The sequence below is a fragment of the Streptomyces sp. NPDC059373 genome, from assembly GCF_042751495.1.
Classification (GTDB): domain Bacteria; phylum Actinomycetota; class Actinomycetes; order Streptomycetales; family Streptomycetaceae; genus Actinacidiphila.
This window is the reverse complement of the sequence record NZ_JBHYXC010000049.1, coordinates 13,500-25,804: the sequence shown is the minus strand read 5'-3', so window position 1 is coordinate 25,804 and position 12,305 is coordinate 13,500. Positions and strand designations below refer to the sequence as shown.

The 12,305-nt window shown below is 68.5% G+C and carries 11 protein-coding genes and 2 pseudogenes; 7 read left to right on the top strand and 6 right to left on the bottom strand.

The features are described from left to right. Positions 1 to 25 precede the first annotated feature (25 nt). On the bottom strand, positions 26 to 262 hold the full coding sequence (locus ACFXJ5_RS36285; RefSeq protein ID WP_384641085.1) for a hypothetical protein: 237 nt from the start codon (positions 260 to 262) through the stop codon (positions 26 to 28). A 1,469-nt stretch (positions 263 to 1,731) separates the two neighbouring features. On the opposite strand from ACFXJ5_RS36285, the gene ACFXJ5_RS36280 reads away from it, so the two are divergent. The 3 genes and pseudogenes from ACFXJ5_RS36280 to ACFXJ5_RS36270 all read left to right on the top strand — a co-directional run. Then, on the top strand, positions 1,732 to 3,162 hold the full coding sequence (locus ACFXJ5_RS36280) for a DUF2397 family protein (protein ID WP_384641082.1): 1,431 nt from the start codon (positions 1,732 to 1,734) through the stop codon (positions 3,160 to 3,162). Positions 3,163 to 3,483: 321 nt separating this feature from the next. Then, positions 3,484 to 4,026 carry a hypothetical protein gene (locus tag ACFXJ5_RS36275; RefSeq protein ID WP_384641148.1) on the top strand — a complete coding sequence of 181 codons (543 nt, stop codon included), beginning with the start codon at positions 3,484 to 3,486 and terminating at the stop codon, positions 4,024 to 4,026. Then, positions 3,923 to 4,841: pseudogene (locus ACFXJ5_RS36270) on the top strand (IS5 family transposase); the annotation flags it as partial. The gene ACFXJ5_RS36275 and the pseudogene ACFXJ5_RS36270, both read left to right, overlap by 104 nt. On the opposite strand, the gene ACFXJ5_RS36265 reads toward ACFXJ5_RS36270, so the two are convergent. From ACFXJ5_RS36265 to ACFXJ5_RS36255, 3 genes are all read right to left on the bottom strand, one after another. Continuing rightward, positions 4,807 to 5,502, bottom strand: a complete 696-nt coding sequence (locus tag ACFXJ5_RS36265; RefSeq protein ID WP_384641079.1) for an HAD family hydrolase — start codon at positions 5,500 to 5,502, stop codon at positions 4,807 to 4,809. The pseudogene ACFXJ5_RS36270 and the gene ACFXJ5_RS36265 overlap by 35 nt on opposite strands. Before the next feature lie 272 nt (positions 5,503 to 5,774). Further along, positions 5,775 to 6,893 (bottom strand): fatty acid desaturase family protein, encoded by a 1,119-nt coding sequence (locus ACFXJ5_RS36260; RefSeq protein ID WP_384641076.1) that lies wholly within the window; start codon positions 6,891 to 6,893, stop codon positions 5,775 to 5,777. Positions 6,894 to 6,900: 7 nt separating this feature from the next. Beyond that, a complete protein-coding gene (locus ACFXJ5_RS36255) occupies positions 6,901 to 7,956 on the bottom strand; it encodes a ferredoxin reductase (RefSeq protein ID WP_384641073.1) in 1,056 nt (351 codons plus the stop codon). An 86-nt stretch (positions 7,957 to 8,042) separates the two neighbouring features. Here ACFXJ5_RS36255 and ACFXJ5_RS36250 point away from each other — a divergent pair, with 86 nt between their 5' ends. The 4 genes from ACFXJ5_RS36250 to ACFXJ5_RS36235 all read left to right on the top strand — a co-directional run bounded on the left by ACFXJ5_RS36250 (position 8,043) and on the right by ACFXJ5_RS36235 (position 10,943). Beyond that, entirely contained in the window at positions 8,043 to 9,182 is a 1,140-nt protein-coding gene (locus tag ACFXJ5_RS36250) for a PucR family transcriptional regulator (protein WP_384641069.1), read from the top strand. Positions 9,183 to 9,739: 557 nt separating this feature from the next. Beyond that, the gene (locus ACFXJ5_RS36245) at positions 9,740 to 10,078 is read left to right on the top strand and encodes a thioredoxin family protein (protein ID WP_384641066.1); all 339 of its coding nucleotides are present in this window, start codon (positions 9,740 to 9,742) and stop codon (positions 10,076 to 10,078) included. Positions 10,079 to 10,158: 80 nt separating this feature from the next. Continuing rightward, positions 10,159 to 10,392 (top strand): hypothetical protein, encoded by a 234-nt coding sequence (locus tag ACFXJ5_RS36240; protein WP_384641064.1) that lies wholly within the window; start codon positions 10,159 to 10,161, stop codon positions 10,390 to 10,392. A 5-nt stretch (positions 10,393 to 10,397) separates the two neighbouring features. After that, positions 10,398 to 10,943 carry a TIGR02391 family protein gene (locus ACFXJ5_RS36235; protein ID WP_384641061.1) on the top strand — a complete coding sequence of 182 codons (546 nt, stop codon included), beginning with the start codon at positions 10,398 to 10,400 and terminating at the stop codon, positions 10,941 to 10,943. 93 nt (positions 10,944 to 11,036) lie between these two features. Here the strand turns inward: ACFXJ5_RS36235 and ACFXJ5_RS36230 are convergent. Both ACFXJ5_RS36230 and ACFXJ5_RS36225 read right to left on the bottom strand, forming a co-directional pair. Next, positions 11,037 to 11,585 (bottom strand): annotated as a pseudogene (locus tag ACFXJ5_RS36230) (helicase associated domain-containing protein); the annotation flags it as partial. A gap of 3 nt (positions 11,586 to 11,588) precedes the next feature. Beyond that, complete coding sequence (locus ACFXJ5_RS36225) at positions 11,589 to 12,290, bottom strand: 2-phosphosulfolactate phosphatase (protein ID WP_384641058.1); 702 nt, start codon at positions 12,288 to 12,290, stop codon at positions 11,589 to 11,591. Positions 12,291 to 12,305: the final 15 nt, after the last annotated feature.

Sequence of the window (12,305 nt, the reverse complement as noted above, 5' to 3'; positions counted from 1 at the left end):
CGGCGGCGTCCAGTAGAGCGGGTGCCTACATGGCGCGGGCGAGGAAGGCCAGGTCGGCGGTGGTCTGCCGGCCGGTGCGGGCCGTCTGGCCGTCCGGCTTCGCCGAGCCGGCGGCAGTGGCCGAGGCATGGGCAGTGGTGCGGGTCATGGGCTGGTCCTGCTCCCAGCCCAGTGCCTGCTCCCACCACGCGCATACCACCGGGTGGGCCAGCGCGAACACCCGCCCCGGCTCGACACCGGCCGCGGCCGCCTGCCGAGCCACCCCTGGCCACGCCCGCTGCGTGGCCTCGACCTGCGGCGCGTGCCGCAGGTCGAGATTGGAGCGGCGGTGGCCCCCCCCCGGCGGTCAGCATCCACCGCTGGTGGCGGCCGCACACCCGCGGCCACGGCGTCAGGTACCGCACCACCACGGTGTCCTGCCCGGTACGCGCCGCCGTGCACAGCCGGCACCTGTACGCCACCGGGCCGTGCGGGCCGGACGAAGCGATCCCCCGCCGGCCGCGCGCCGCATCCTCCGGCTCCTCCTCGCGTGCTTGCGGGCCGTCGGCGAACGCGGGAAGGGCGCGCGCCAGGTCCTGCTGCCCGACCCCGCCCAGCTGCGCCGGCACCTGCCGCCCAGACGTGTTCAGCAGCACCTCGGCGTCGTCCCGGAAGCCGCCGAAGTCGTCCCTGGGCCGCGATCCCGTCCAGTCCCACCGCGGCAGCAGCGCGCCCGGATCCATCCCGTACCGGCCGGCCACCCGCGATAGGTATGACCACGTCGTTTCTCCGGTCACGGGGGAGACCCGAAGGGCCCCCGCGGCCGGTGCCCGGCTTCTGCTGACTGGTCCCGAGTTCGTCTGTACCACCGCCACAGCGGAGCACAGTGCACGCGGCGGGATCGCGAGAGGCGCAGATTCGTCCGCGCCTGCACCGGTGATCCCTCAGAAGCCCAAACGGTGAGCTGGCGCTTTACGCCGCGCCGCCGCTCCAGGGCGTCCAGGAGGAAGTCGGGGTGCGGCGTCTGTACGGCGCCGTTCACGACGACAGGATCGCGGCCCGAGCTTCGGGCACGCGTATGTGGAGTTGGTGGACGGCCCGTTGGACAGCCTTCTCCCGGACGTCACTGGCATTGCGCCAGGAGCGCGCGGGCGGCGCGGCGCTGGTCACGGAGATCGGGAGGTTCGGACCGTGTCGCCAAGTGGTGTGTCCTCGTGGGGGAGCAGCTCGCCAGGTCGCGCCGGCGCTTTCTTGTGCAGCGGCGGCGGCAGTCTCCTCAGGGAAATGGGTGGCGGTAAGTCTGGCGGCAATCGTGGGCGTTGGGGACGTCCCAAAACTTTCAAATTCGAACTTTTTATCGAATATTTTTCATGGGTAGCGTGGCCTTGCTCTTCCGTACCTGCTGCTGGCTGCTCGTTGTGCAAATCTGGCTGGATACGACTCAGTGAGTCCTCTGTGTCACGGCCACGTTCTGTTGCGCCGTCCCAGCGCGATGATCGTGGCGAAGGAGCTTACGCAGACATCAATTGGTACAGCTCGGAGGCTCTTCGGGGGTCTCTCCGGAGGCGGAATGATGTTGATGCGGATCGGTATCGGTTCTTGAGCAGTGACTGGCGGCGACGAATTCAAGTCACGTAAGGAGAAGGGGAAAACCTCGAATTTGCGGATTCGGGGGCCGTTGTCAGTGGTGCCGTCTACTTTCCAGAAACGAGACGGGGGAGGCGTAGCCCCTGACGGCGTGGAGGGGGAGTGGTGACGGAAGAAGAGCCGGATTTTGCTGGGGCTGATGGTGTGTCTGATGCCCGGCGGGTCGTGGGGTACCTGGTGCGCCGTGAGTCCGACGAGTACATCGCGATCATGGATGTGCTTGAAGGATCGGTGACCGATCTGACGGCTGCCGAGGTCACGGCGGCGCTCCTTGGCTCCGGACTTCGCCTGGACGCGCACGTGGTGGAGACGCGCCTGGACGCCCTCAAAGAAATTGGTGCGGTCTCGGTGCGGTCGGACACCAGCCGCGCACGCCGCTATGTGGAGATCCTGGCGCGAAACTGGCGCTACACCGCCAGCCCTGCCGGGCGGCACGTCCAGCGCTTCTACCGGCAGGTCCTGGCCGGGACAGCGACGGTCCGGGAGATCCCGATCGTGTCGCTCAACCGCATAGTCACCCACCTTGAATCCCTCGCCGCCGCATTGGATACGAGAGAACCTGCCGCAGGCCATCTTGACGCCGCGTGTGTGGAAGCGGTGAGTGCGGTGTTCACCAGCCACGACGATCTGGACGCTGCCCTGGTCGGTGCTGAGGATGCGTTGATGGCCCTGGCCGACCGGTTCGATCTGGATGAGGAACGCACCGGAGATCTCAAAGGACTGCTGGTCGACTACGCCACCCGCGTTGCGGCCGAGCTCGATTCCGGTTCCGCCCGTGCCGCGGTGGCCCTGACGGCTCTGGTGCCGTGGTTCGCCCCCCTGGCCCAGGCGGCGGTCGATGCCTCCCAGGCCCGTGACCTCATCGCGGCCGGCGCGCTCACCGCCTCCCGTGGCGGCCGCATCGGGGACTGGGAGGGACTGCACGCCTGGTTCGACGCCCGCACCGGACGCGCAGCACGGTTTTCGCTGCGCCTGGTGCGAACGCTGCCGAGTATGCATGCCAACCTACGCCGACTGCACTCGTCAGCCGGAACAGCCTCCAGCCGCACCCGCGCTCTCTCCCTCGCCCGAGCAGTGCTGGTCCCTGGCATGGGGGTACAGATCTTCCAGGCCGCGACAGGCGATCATTCCTGGCGCAAGCTCTACGGCCAGGCCGACGAGGACGAAGCCGGCCGCAACCCGTCCTGGCGCGGCGGGCCGCAGGTGCCGGTCCCGACACTGCTGCGCACCACAGGCCGCTCCGGCCCGCGCGGCCGGGGCACCGCACCCCGCGACGACACGGCGGTACGGGCGCAGGTGGCCGCAGCCCGGGCACGTCGGCAGGCCGAACACACGGCCGCGGTCGCCGCGGTCTTGTCCGCAGTGCCCGGCCAGAGGCTGAACGAGGCTGCTGCCCGAGTTGCGCTCGCCGCCCTCATGACCGCCGCTCGCGTCGGCGCGACGGGCCCGCGACGCACCGGCATCAGCGGCGGTCTCGCCTGCACCCTGGTCCACACCGGCACCGGCACCGGCACGCTGGAGGCCCCCACTTGGTGAGTGCTCCTACCCGGCCGTATCCCCCTGTTCCACGAACCCGGCCGCCGTCCCTCCAATGTCGCCCGCGCAGCTGTTGCCGGCACCACCGCGACCGACGACCTGGCGCCGCGCGCAAAGGTACGGATCACCACCGACCGTGGCACAAACCACCTCTGAGAGGCCAGTAGCCATGCCGCGCTCCAGCAGGGAGCGCGACCGGCGCCGTTCGCCCTCATCCGCACGTCACGCCGATGCGATCCGTCTCGCGTTGATGGAGGTCGCACTGGCCGGGCTGAAGAAGCCGAGGCTGATGGCGGTCACCGACTGTCCAGGTCGCAGATCGTGCGCGGGCTCGCCGCCTACCACGAACTCGCCGGCGAGAAGGGGTGGCCGCCGCTGCTGTGGTCGTTCCAGGCCGGCTACCACTTCTGCGAGGACGCCGACGAGCTGGAGGAGTGGGAGAGGCACTGGGCCGAGGTGAAGGCCACCCAGATCAGCAGCGTGATCAACGGGATTCTGTCAGGGCATGCGCGGCTCTTTCCCAAGAGCCGCTGGGTGGCCTGCATCGGCGCCCAGACGAACGCCATCCAGAGCTCGCTCGACATGATCGCCCACCCGCAGAACCGTAACCCCAAAAGAGAGGTGGTCCGCCTCACACGAAGGAGGCCAGAGGGGCCGGCCCGGTCCGCCCATCCGCATTCCCCACGGGCCGGCCCCCTGGCCTTCTCGCATGCGTACTTCCCGCTATCCCTCGGACATGAGCGACGCAGAATGGGCCCTCATCGAACCGCTGCTGCCGATCCCGGCCTGCCGGACATCCAAGGGCGGGGCGCCAGAACGGTGGCCCCGCCGGGAGATCGTCGACGGCATACGCTATCTGGTTGATAACGGCATAAAATGGCGTGCTATGCCTGCCGACTACCCGCCCTGGCGCACGATTTACGGGTTCGCCAGGAGATGGGCCGCCGCCGGTATCCTCGGTGTCATCCGCGACCAGCTTCGTCGCCGCATCCGCCTCGCCGCGGGCAAAACACCCCAGACCGCATCGGTCATCGTCGACTCCCAGTCCATCAAGGCATCCGAGACCGTCAGCCAGGCGACCCGGGGATGGGACGGCGGAAAAAAATCAACGGGCGGAAGCGGCACCTCATCTGCGACCACCGCAGTCTCGTCCTGCTGGTCATGGTCACTCCCGCCGACGCCCAGGACTCCCTGGTCGCCCGGGAGTTGCTGTTCCGCCTCGCCCTGATGCACCCCGAAATCGCCATCGTCTGGGCGGATTCCGCCTACGCCAAGAACAACCTCATCCCCTGGGCGAAGAAGTACCTCGACATCACCGTCAAAACGGTCCGCCGCCCACCGGACGCCAAGGGCCTCATCGTCCTACCGCGCCGCTGGGCAGTAGAACGATCTTGGTCGTGGATCATGAGGTCCCGCCGCCACTGCCGCGACCACGAACGCCTTCCCGACATGAGCGAAGCGCTCATCACCTGGTCAGCAATCACGCTCATGACGAGGCGCCTCACCCGCCGCAACGCCCGTCCCGCCGAACGCCGCGACGCAACCCACGGCTACGTGATGCCAGAAGCAGCTTGACCTATGCATCGTCGGAGACGGGGGCGCCCCGAGGATCAATAACCACCTCTGACGAACGGAGCGGCAGCGTCACGCCACCATCCCGAGCACAGCCTGCAGCCCGTCCGGTCGGCTCTCTACCGGAAGGTGCTCCACCGGCAGGTAGCGGCACCCGACCGCCTCGGCCCCGCCGTCCTTCTGCCGCTCGTCACCAACCATCAGTGCTTCGGCGGGGTTGACGCCCAGCTGGTCGCAGGCGAGCCGGAAGATCCGTGGATCGGGTTTGTCCACCCCCACCTCGTACGAGAATATGTTTGCGTCGATGTACGGCGTGAGGCCGAGCGCGTCGAAAACCGGCCGCCAGTCCCAGCCGACGTTGCTCACGACCGCGATCCGCACACCCCGCTCGCGCAGTCCCCGCAGCACGTCGAGGGCGTCCGGGTAGAGCCGCCACGCGGCGGGCTGGAACGTCCGCTCGTACAGCGCGTCGTACAGGCCCTCCCAGGGCAGCTCCGCCTGCCGCGCCAGACCGGTGAACGCCGCACGGTGCGCCTCCTCGCTGCTGTCGCGCGCCTGCCACACCGCGGCCAGCTGATCCGGCACCACCCGTGGCGGCGTGCCACCGGGTACGGCCCCCACGGCGTCGAGCCGCTCCCCGTACAGGCGTACCTCCTCGTCAGAGGCCTCGATGCCACGGTCGTCGAGCACCCCGCGCAGCCAGCTCTGGGCTGACTCGATCCGCAGCAGGGTCCCGGACGCGTCGAACAACACACCCTTGATCGTCATGATCGCGACCCTAGCCGCAGCACACCGTCGAGCGTCAAGATCAGGACCCTGGCGACAGTTCACTGTCGAGCGTCAAGACCGCGAGGCCGCTCCCGGGATCAAAAACAGGCTCTGAGCTCCTGGCGCACGTCCAGGCAGCGCAGTCGGACACCGGGCTGCCCGGATCCCGTGTCGTACGGTCTGATGTCGCGGTCGCCCACCGTCCGCAGCGGATCTCACCGAACCCGGCGGTGCCGCCGGTACGGCCGAAAGGTCTGAACCAGTACCGGGAATTAGGCCGCGATGAGCTGCTGCTCGCGGTCCGGCGTCTTGATCTTGGGTTTCTTGTTCGGCAGCGAGAGCCGGAAGACCTTGCGCCATGCGGAGACCACCTGTTTGGGCAGTGGCCCGGTGACGTACTCCAGCTCGTACTTTTCGAACAGCGCGCGCACCTTCACCGCGACTTCGGCGTACCGGTTGCTCGGCAGGTCCGGGAACAGGTGGTGCTCGATCTGGTGGGACAGGTTGCCGGTCATGAAGTGCATGGCCCTGGTGCCGCTGATGTTCGCCGAGCCCATCATCTGGCGCAGGTACCACTGGCCGTGCGTCTCGCCCTTGATCGACTGGCGTTCGAAGACCTGTACGTCCTCGGGGAAGTGCCCGCACATGATCACCGAGTGGGTCCAGATGTTGCGGACCAGGTTCGCGGTGAACGTGGCGGCGAGCGTGGTGAGGAACGACGGGCCCGACAGCAGCGGGTGGATCACGTAGTCCTTGAGCACCTGCTTGCGGATCTTGCGGCCCACGGCCTTGGCCCGCGCGCGGAACTGCGGGTTCTTGCGGCGGCGCTTGTGCAGGTTCTTGCCGAGCTCCAGGTCGTACGCTGCGATGCCGTACTCGAAGAAGCAGGCGTTGATGAAGTTCCACAGCGGCTGGCCGAGGTGGAACGGGTGCCACTTCTGGTCCTCGTCGACGCGCATGATGCCGTAGCCGAGGTCGTTGTCCTTGCCGATCACGTTGGTGTACGTGTGGTGCAGTTCGTTGTGCGAGTGCTTCCACTGCTCGGACGGTGAGACGTGATCCCACTCCCAGGTGGTGGAGTGAATCTTCGGGTCTCGCATCCAGTCCCACTGGCCGTGCAGGACGTTGTGGCCGATCTCCATGTTGTCCATGATCTTCGCCACGGACAGACCGGCGGTGCCGAGCAGCCACGCGGGCGGGAAGATCGAGAACAGCAGCACGCCCCTGCTGACCAGCTCGAGCTTGCGCTGCGCCGAGATGACCTTGCGGATGTAGGCGGCGTCCTTCTCGCCGCGGCCGGCGATCACCTCGTCGCGGATCGCGTCCAGCTCGCGGCCCAGCTCCTCGATCTGCTCCGCGGTCAGGTGGGCGGTGGGGTCGGTGGCGGTCAAGGTGCTCCTACCGTTCGATGTCGCAGGGGCCCGCCGCGGCGGACACGCAGGTCTGGATGAGGACGCCCGGCTCGGCCTCGGTGATCTCGCCGGTGCGCAGGTCGCGCACGGCGCCCGCCTTGAGCGGCGTGATGCAGCCGAAGCAGATACCCATGCGGCACCCGGAGGGCATGAGCACGCCGGCCTCCTCGCCGATGTCCAGCAACGGCGTGGCGCCGTCCGCGTCGACGGTCTTGCCGGTGGCGCTGAACGTGACCTCGCCGCCGTCGCCGGAGACGACGATGCTGGGGCGGAAGCGTTCGGTGTGCAGGCGCTCTTGTACGCCGTGCTCGGTCCAGTGCTCTTCGGCGGCGTCGAGCAGGCCCGCGGGCCCGCAAGCCCAGGTCTCGCGCTCGGCCCAGTCGGGCACGAGTTCGTCGAGACGGGCGATGTCGAGCATGCCGTCTGTGTCGGTGTGCACCTCGGTGAGCCGCAGCTTCTTGTCCGCGACCAGGTCGTGCAGTTCGTTGCGGAAGATCACGTCTTGCGGCTGTGGCGCGCAGTGGACCATGACGACGTCGTCGAACTCGATGTCGCGCAGCATGCCCATCACGGGCGTGATGCCGCTGCCGGCCGTCAGGTAGAGCACCTTGGCGGGCTTGGCCTGCGGCAGCACGAAGTCACCGGTTGGCTGGTCGAGCTGGATCAGCGTGCCCGGTTTCGCCCTGCGGACCAGGTGGTTGCTGACCTTGCCGTCCTCGATCGCCTTCACGGTGATCGTGACGCGGCCGTCCTGGCGGTTTGTCGGCGAGGTGATGGAGTAGGCACGCCACAGGCGCACCCCGTCGACGTCGACCCCGATCCGCATGTACTGACCGGCTGTGTGGCCGCGCCAGCCCCGTCCCGGCCTGATCACGATGGTCGCGGCGTCGCCCGTCTCGGGGTGCACGGCCTCGATGCGCCCACGCAGGTCAGCGCCCGCACGCAGCGGGCTGACCAGGTCGAGGTAGTCCGACGGCAGCAGCGGCGTCGTGACCATCTCCAGCAGTTTCCACGCCCTGCTGCGGAGGGCTGCACTTGTCATGATTCCAGCTTGCTGCGCCTCAAGGTGTAAAGTCCTGACCGCAGGACGTAAATCTGGTCGGCTTAATTGTTCGTAGGGAACAAAATGTGAGCCATGCAATCCGGAGGGCTAGCGAACTGGTCCTGGGTGAGACGACGGTCACCGCACTTCGGGCCGCGCTGAAGAGCACCGCCGACGAGGTCGTCCAGGCGATCATCGACGAGGTCCCTCCCTACGCCAACGCCCTTTCGGGCCGCATGGGCGGCACCATCCGCCGAGCCGTCCGCACCGCCCTGGGGCACTATCTGGACCTCGCGAGCGGGAACGCCACAGGCGGCGATGCCGGTGACGCAGCCTACGAGCTGGGCCGCGGCGAGGTGCGCGACGGCCGTTCGATGGACGCCCTCCTCAGCGCCTACCGCGTCGGCGCCCGCGTGGCCTGGCGATGCCTGGCAGCGGGTGCCGTACCCGCAGGTCTGCCCGCCGCCGAGGTCGCCAAGTTCGCCGAGCTGACCTTCGCCTACATCGACGAGCTCTCCGCCGCGAGCGCCGCGGGCCACGCCGACGAACTGGCCGCCTGGGGCAGGGTCCACGAGCGCCACCTGGAACACCTGGCCCGCGACCTCCTCGCCGGCGCGAGCCCGGACGTGCTGCTGGCCTCTGTTCAACGGGCCGGGTGGCAGCCTCCGGTTTCGCTGACCGCGGTCCTGCTGCCCGCCGCCCAGGCCCGGCCCGCCTACCGCGCGCTCGACCCGAGCACCCTCGTCCTCGACGATCTGCCGGACGCCACCGGTGTGCTGCTCGTCCCCGATGCCGACCGATCACATCTCTTGCGGCAGCTGACCGACCGCACCGCCGTGGTCGGCCCGGTCCGGCCATGGACTCGTGCGTCCGCCTCGTACGCACGAGCCGTACGCGCGCGCTCCCTCTCCTTTGATATTCGCGACACCGAAGACCACCTGCCCGAGCTGGTGCTGAGCGCCGACGTGGACGCGTTCGCAGACCTGCGTGCCCGAGCCCTCGCACCGTTGCGGACCTTGCCTGTCGCGACCGCACGGCGGCTGGAGGAGACGCTGCGGGCGTGGCTGCTGCACCAGGGCAGGCGGGACGAGGTGGCGGCGGCGTTGTTCGTCCATCCCCAGACGGTCCGGTACCGGATGTCGCAGCTGCGGGAGCTGTTTCCGGATCTCGCATCGCCACACCGGGTCCTTGAACTGACGCTGGCGGTCGGTCTTCGGGTCAGCTGACGCGTACTTCGACCGTCCACGACCGCGTCCGCGAGCGGTCCAGGATTCGTGTCTCGTTCTCGGTGCCGTCAGCTGGCTCATGCGGCCCGGGGAAGAGCGGTATCAGCCGGCTGAGACCGGGGGTTGATGTGAAGACCGGACAAGGCCTCGGGAAGCCCGTCGGGGGTGCTGTCTCTGAGAAGCGCGGTGGCGGATACGGCTCGACTGGATCCGGTGGACGATGCGCACCGGCCCGCTCGTCGACGCGCTCATCGAGCATCTGGTCGGTGATTTGGGCTGCTATGCCCTGGAAAACGGCTTTCATGTCGTCGTGGAGGGCGCTGTCCTGGCACGAGCTGACCCACGGGCGCGCGGTGGGCTGCAACTGGGTGACCGGCGGGGCGGCCAGGCCGGGTCACCAGGGGGGCCGGGCCGCTGGCGCCGGGGACCACCGTGGTTCTGCGATGGCCCCGTGCCTCCCTTCCGACAGGTCAGCCGGACGACCGGCCGGGCCGGCCTGGCACACCGCGCGAGGGATGATGGGGATGGAATGATGGAACGTGAGGTCAGGAGCTTCCATGGCGAAGCGGGTTCACCGCCCCCGTGAGGACGCGGAGTTCAATTTCATCCTCGGGATGAGCGGAGTTCCGGTCCTCGCATACTTCACCGGGACATGGCCCAAGGCAATCGAGCCATGCCGGGTGATGGACCTCGTCGTCGGTGGCATCGCCGACGACTACACGGGCCGCCTGACGGTCGTCCGCGCCGACATCACGCGTTGTCCGGCTGCGACCGAGCGATACGGGATCACCGGAGCCCCGTCCTACGTCCTGCTGAAGGAGGGAGAGGCGGTGGCGCACGGCACGGGGCCTATGACTATCGCCGAGGTACGGAAGTTCCTGGACGGCCACCTCTGAGCGGCCGCTGCGGCACGTGCTCCGCCGGCTCGGCCCCTACTCGGGCAACAACCTTCCGGGCCCGTGACACGATCAGCAGCATGGACGCTTCGCGGAACCCCGAGTACCTCCGCAAGACCACCGAAGCCGTGACTGAGTTCAAAAACGCCTTCAAGGCATTCATGGAGCTCCACACGGAGACGAAGGACGCCGGCTTCGGGCGTGGCCTCCTACCTGCCGCGGTCGCCCGGGAAGGCGTGTCGCCTCAAGAGCTCCAGGCCGCCACAGATCGGGTGGCACGCGCAGCCGGCCGCGCGTCGGCGGCCCGGGCCTGACCCGGATGTACATAGGCGTCGCCGGCTTCTCCGAACCCGTGGATCCGATCGCGGCCTGGAGGACCGTCGCTACGCCGAAGCCGCTGCTCGAACCGGGCGACGTGCTGGACTCGGCGGAGCAGATCCTGGGCCGCCTGGAGGCGCTGACGGACAAGGCGGAGGCTGAGCTCCCTCCGACCACCGGAGTGGAGGCGATGCACCCGACGATCTGGGGAGCCGCCCGGAAGCTCTGGCTCGACGGCCACTTCCGTCTCGCCGTCCAAAGCGCCGCCGAGACTCTCACCTCCCAGCTAAAGACCCGCACCGGGCTGGCCAACATGGACGCCACCCACGTCTACGAGAAGGTCTTCAACGCCAAAAGCCCGGTGCTGACGTGGCCCGGGGACCCGAGCGACCGCACGGTCAGCTCTATGCAGAACGGCTTGTCCAAGTACGCGCCTGGACTCAACATGACCGTCCGCAACACGGCCACCCACGTGGCCTCCGACGAGATGACCGCCCAGCAGGCACTGGAACGCCTCGCAGCCCTGAGCCTCCTCGCACTGGATTGACGAGTGCGAAGGACCGATCTGACCTACCTGCGCCATGGCGCAGGGCCGACGAGCAACTAACGGCGGTGCCCTCCGGCCCCTCAGCATCCGTCTCTACGCCCACTCCACGCCCAGTTCCGCGAGGGCGGCGCATTGCGGGTCGGTGAGCTTGTCCCGTCTCGCCTTGGTGCTGCTCAGAAATACGCCAAGCCGGACGGACACCGGTTCGGCCTCGCCGTCGACGGCGATCTCTTCGCTGTGCCCGCGCGGTACCGGCCTGCCCGTGCCCTCCCGCGCGATGTACTGCGCGAGGGCCGCCACGCCCCGCGTGAAGGCCGCCGACACCTTGGCCGGACCGCCAGCCGCGCTCTTCTTGGGCGAGGCCGCAGCGGGCTTCACACCCAGCACGGACAGCCGCTCCTGCTGCTCGATGGACAGCTGCGCCCAGGTGCTCGCCTCCTGTTGCCGTGCGAGCCACTTGCCCGGGTCGTCGCCCTCGAACAGGACGCCCGGCTGGATGTCGGGCAGGATGCCGTCGGCGTCGACCAGGTCGGCGAGGACGCGGTAGTGGCGCTGCCAGTCGAGTGGCCAGGGGCAGTTCCAGTCCGCATCGATGGCGGTCAGCTGCGCGGCCCGCGCTGCGGCACGGTCGGGGTCCTTCCCGTATCAGATCGAGGCGTCGTCGGCCAACGAAGGCACGGCGCACGGACGCAGGACCATGAGCGAGCCTTCCAAGGCCGCCACCATGGCAAAGGGGAACCGGTCGAGCTCAAGACAGAGTGCAACGTCATCAGGATGGACTCCTTGACGCACACCTTCCGCCAGTTCGGCGGCGGCGCGCGACTCGCCAGCGCGGCGGAGGAACTCAGCAGCATCCGTCCCGGCCTCGGTGGTCCTCCGAGCGATGTATTGAGCACACGCCAGATCTTCATCGGCCTGCCCATCCTCGCCAGTGACCACGAACGTGACACTGCCACACTCGCGTGTCCGCAAGAGCCGAGCCGTTGCCTCCGCTACCACGAAGCTGGCGCACAGCACCAGCGGCGCCTCCTTGACCGCAAGGGCGCCGACCGTTCCTGCCGTGGTTTTCTGGACAACGGTCCGTCCGCCAAGGTCAATAGACCGCAGCAGGCCCGGGGAGTTGACGGTGTCGAACCCGGGCGCGGGCGGACCGTCTTTGAGCGCCACCCAATCCGGGTGGCGAGCCTTGAGTGCCAGGGCTTCGTCCAGCGACTCAGCAAGAACGATCTTTTCCGCCCCCTGGGCAAAGGCCCAGGCAGCCACTGTGAAAGCACGCATGACGTCGACTACGACCGCCGCGGAAGGGGCTTCGACCAGCTCAGCGATGCCAAGGAAACGAGAGTCCATTCCGATCATGATCGC

Bases quoted from the DNA above. Each gene is read 5' to 3' on its own strand.
- ACFXJ5_RS36240 (WP_384641064.1), top strand. From the start codon at position 10,159: ATGGACGCTTCGCGGAACCCCGAGTACCTCCGCAAGACCACCGAAGCC.
- ACFXJ5_RS36265 (WP_384641079.1), bottom strand. From the start codon at position 5,502: ATGACGATCAAGGGTGTGTTGTTCGACGCGTCCGGGACCCTGCTGCGG.
- ACFXJ5_RS36255 (WP_384641073.1), bottom strand. From the start codon at position 7,956: ATGACAAGTGCAGCCCTCCGCAGCAGGGCGTGGAAACTGCTGGAGATG.
- ACFXJ5_RS36235 (WP_384641061.1), top strand. From the start codon at position 10,398: ATGTACATAGGCGTCGCCGGCTTCTCCGAACCCGTGGATCCGATCGCG.
- ACFXJ5_RS36245 (WP_384641066.1), top strand. From the start codon at position 9,740: ATGGCGAAGCGGGTTCACCGCCCCCGTGAGGACGCGGAGTTCAATTTC.
- ACFXJ5_RS36225 (WP_384641058.1), bottom strand. From the start codon at position 12,290: ATGGACTCTCGTTTCCTTGGCATCGCTGAGCTGGTCGAAGCCCCTTCC.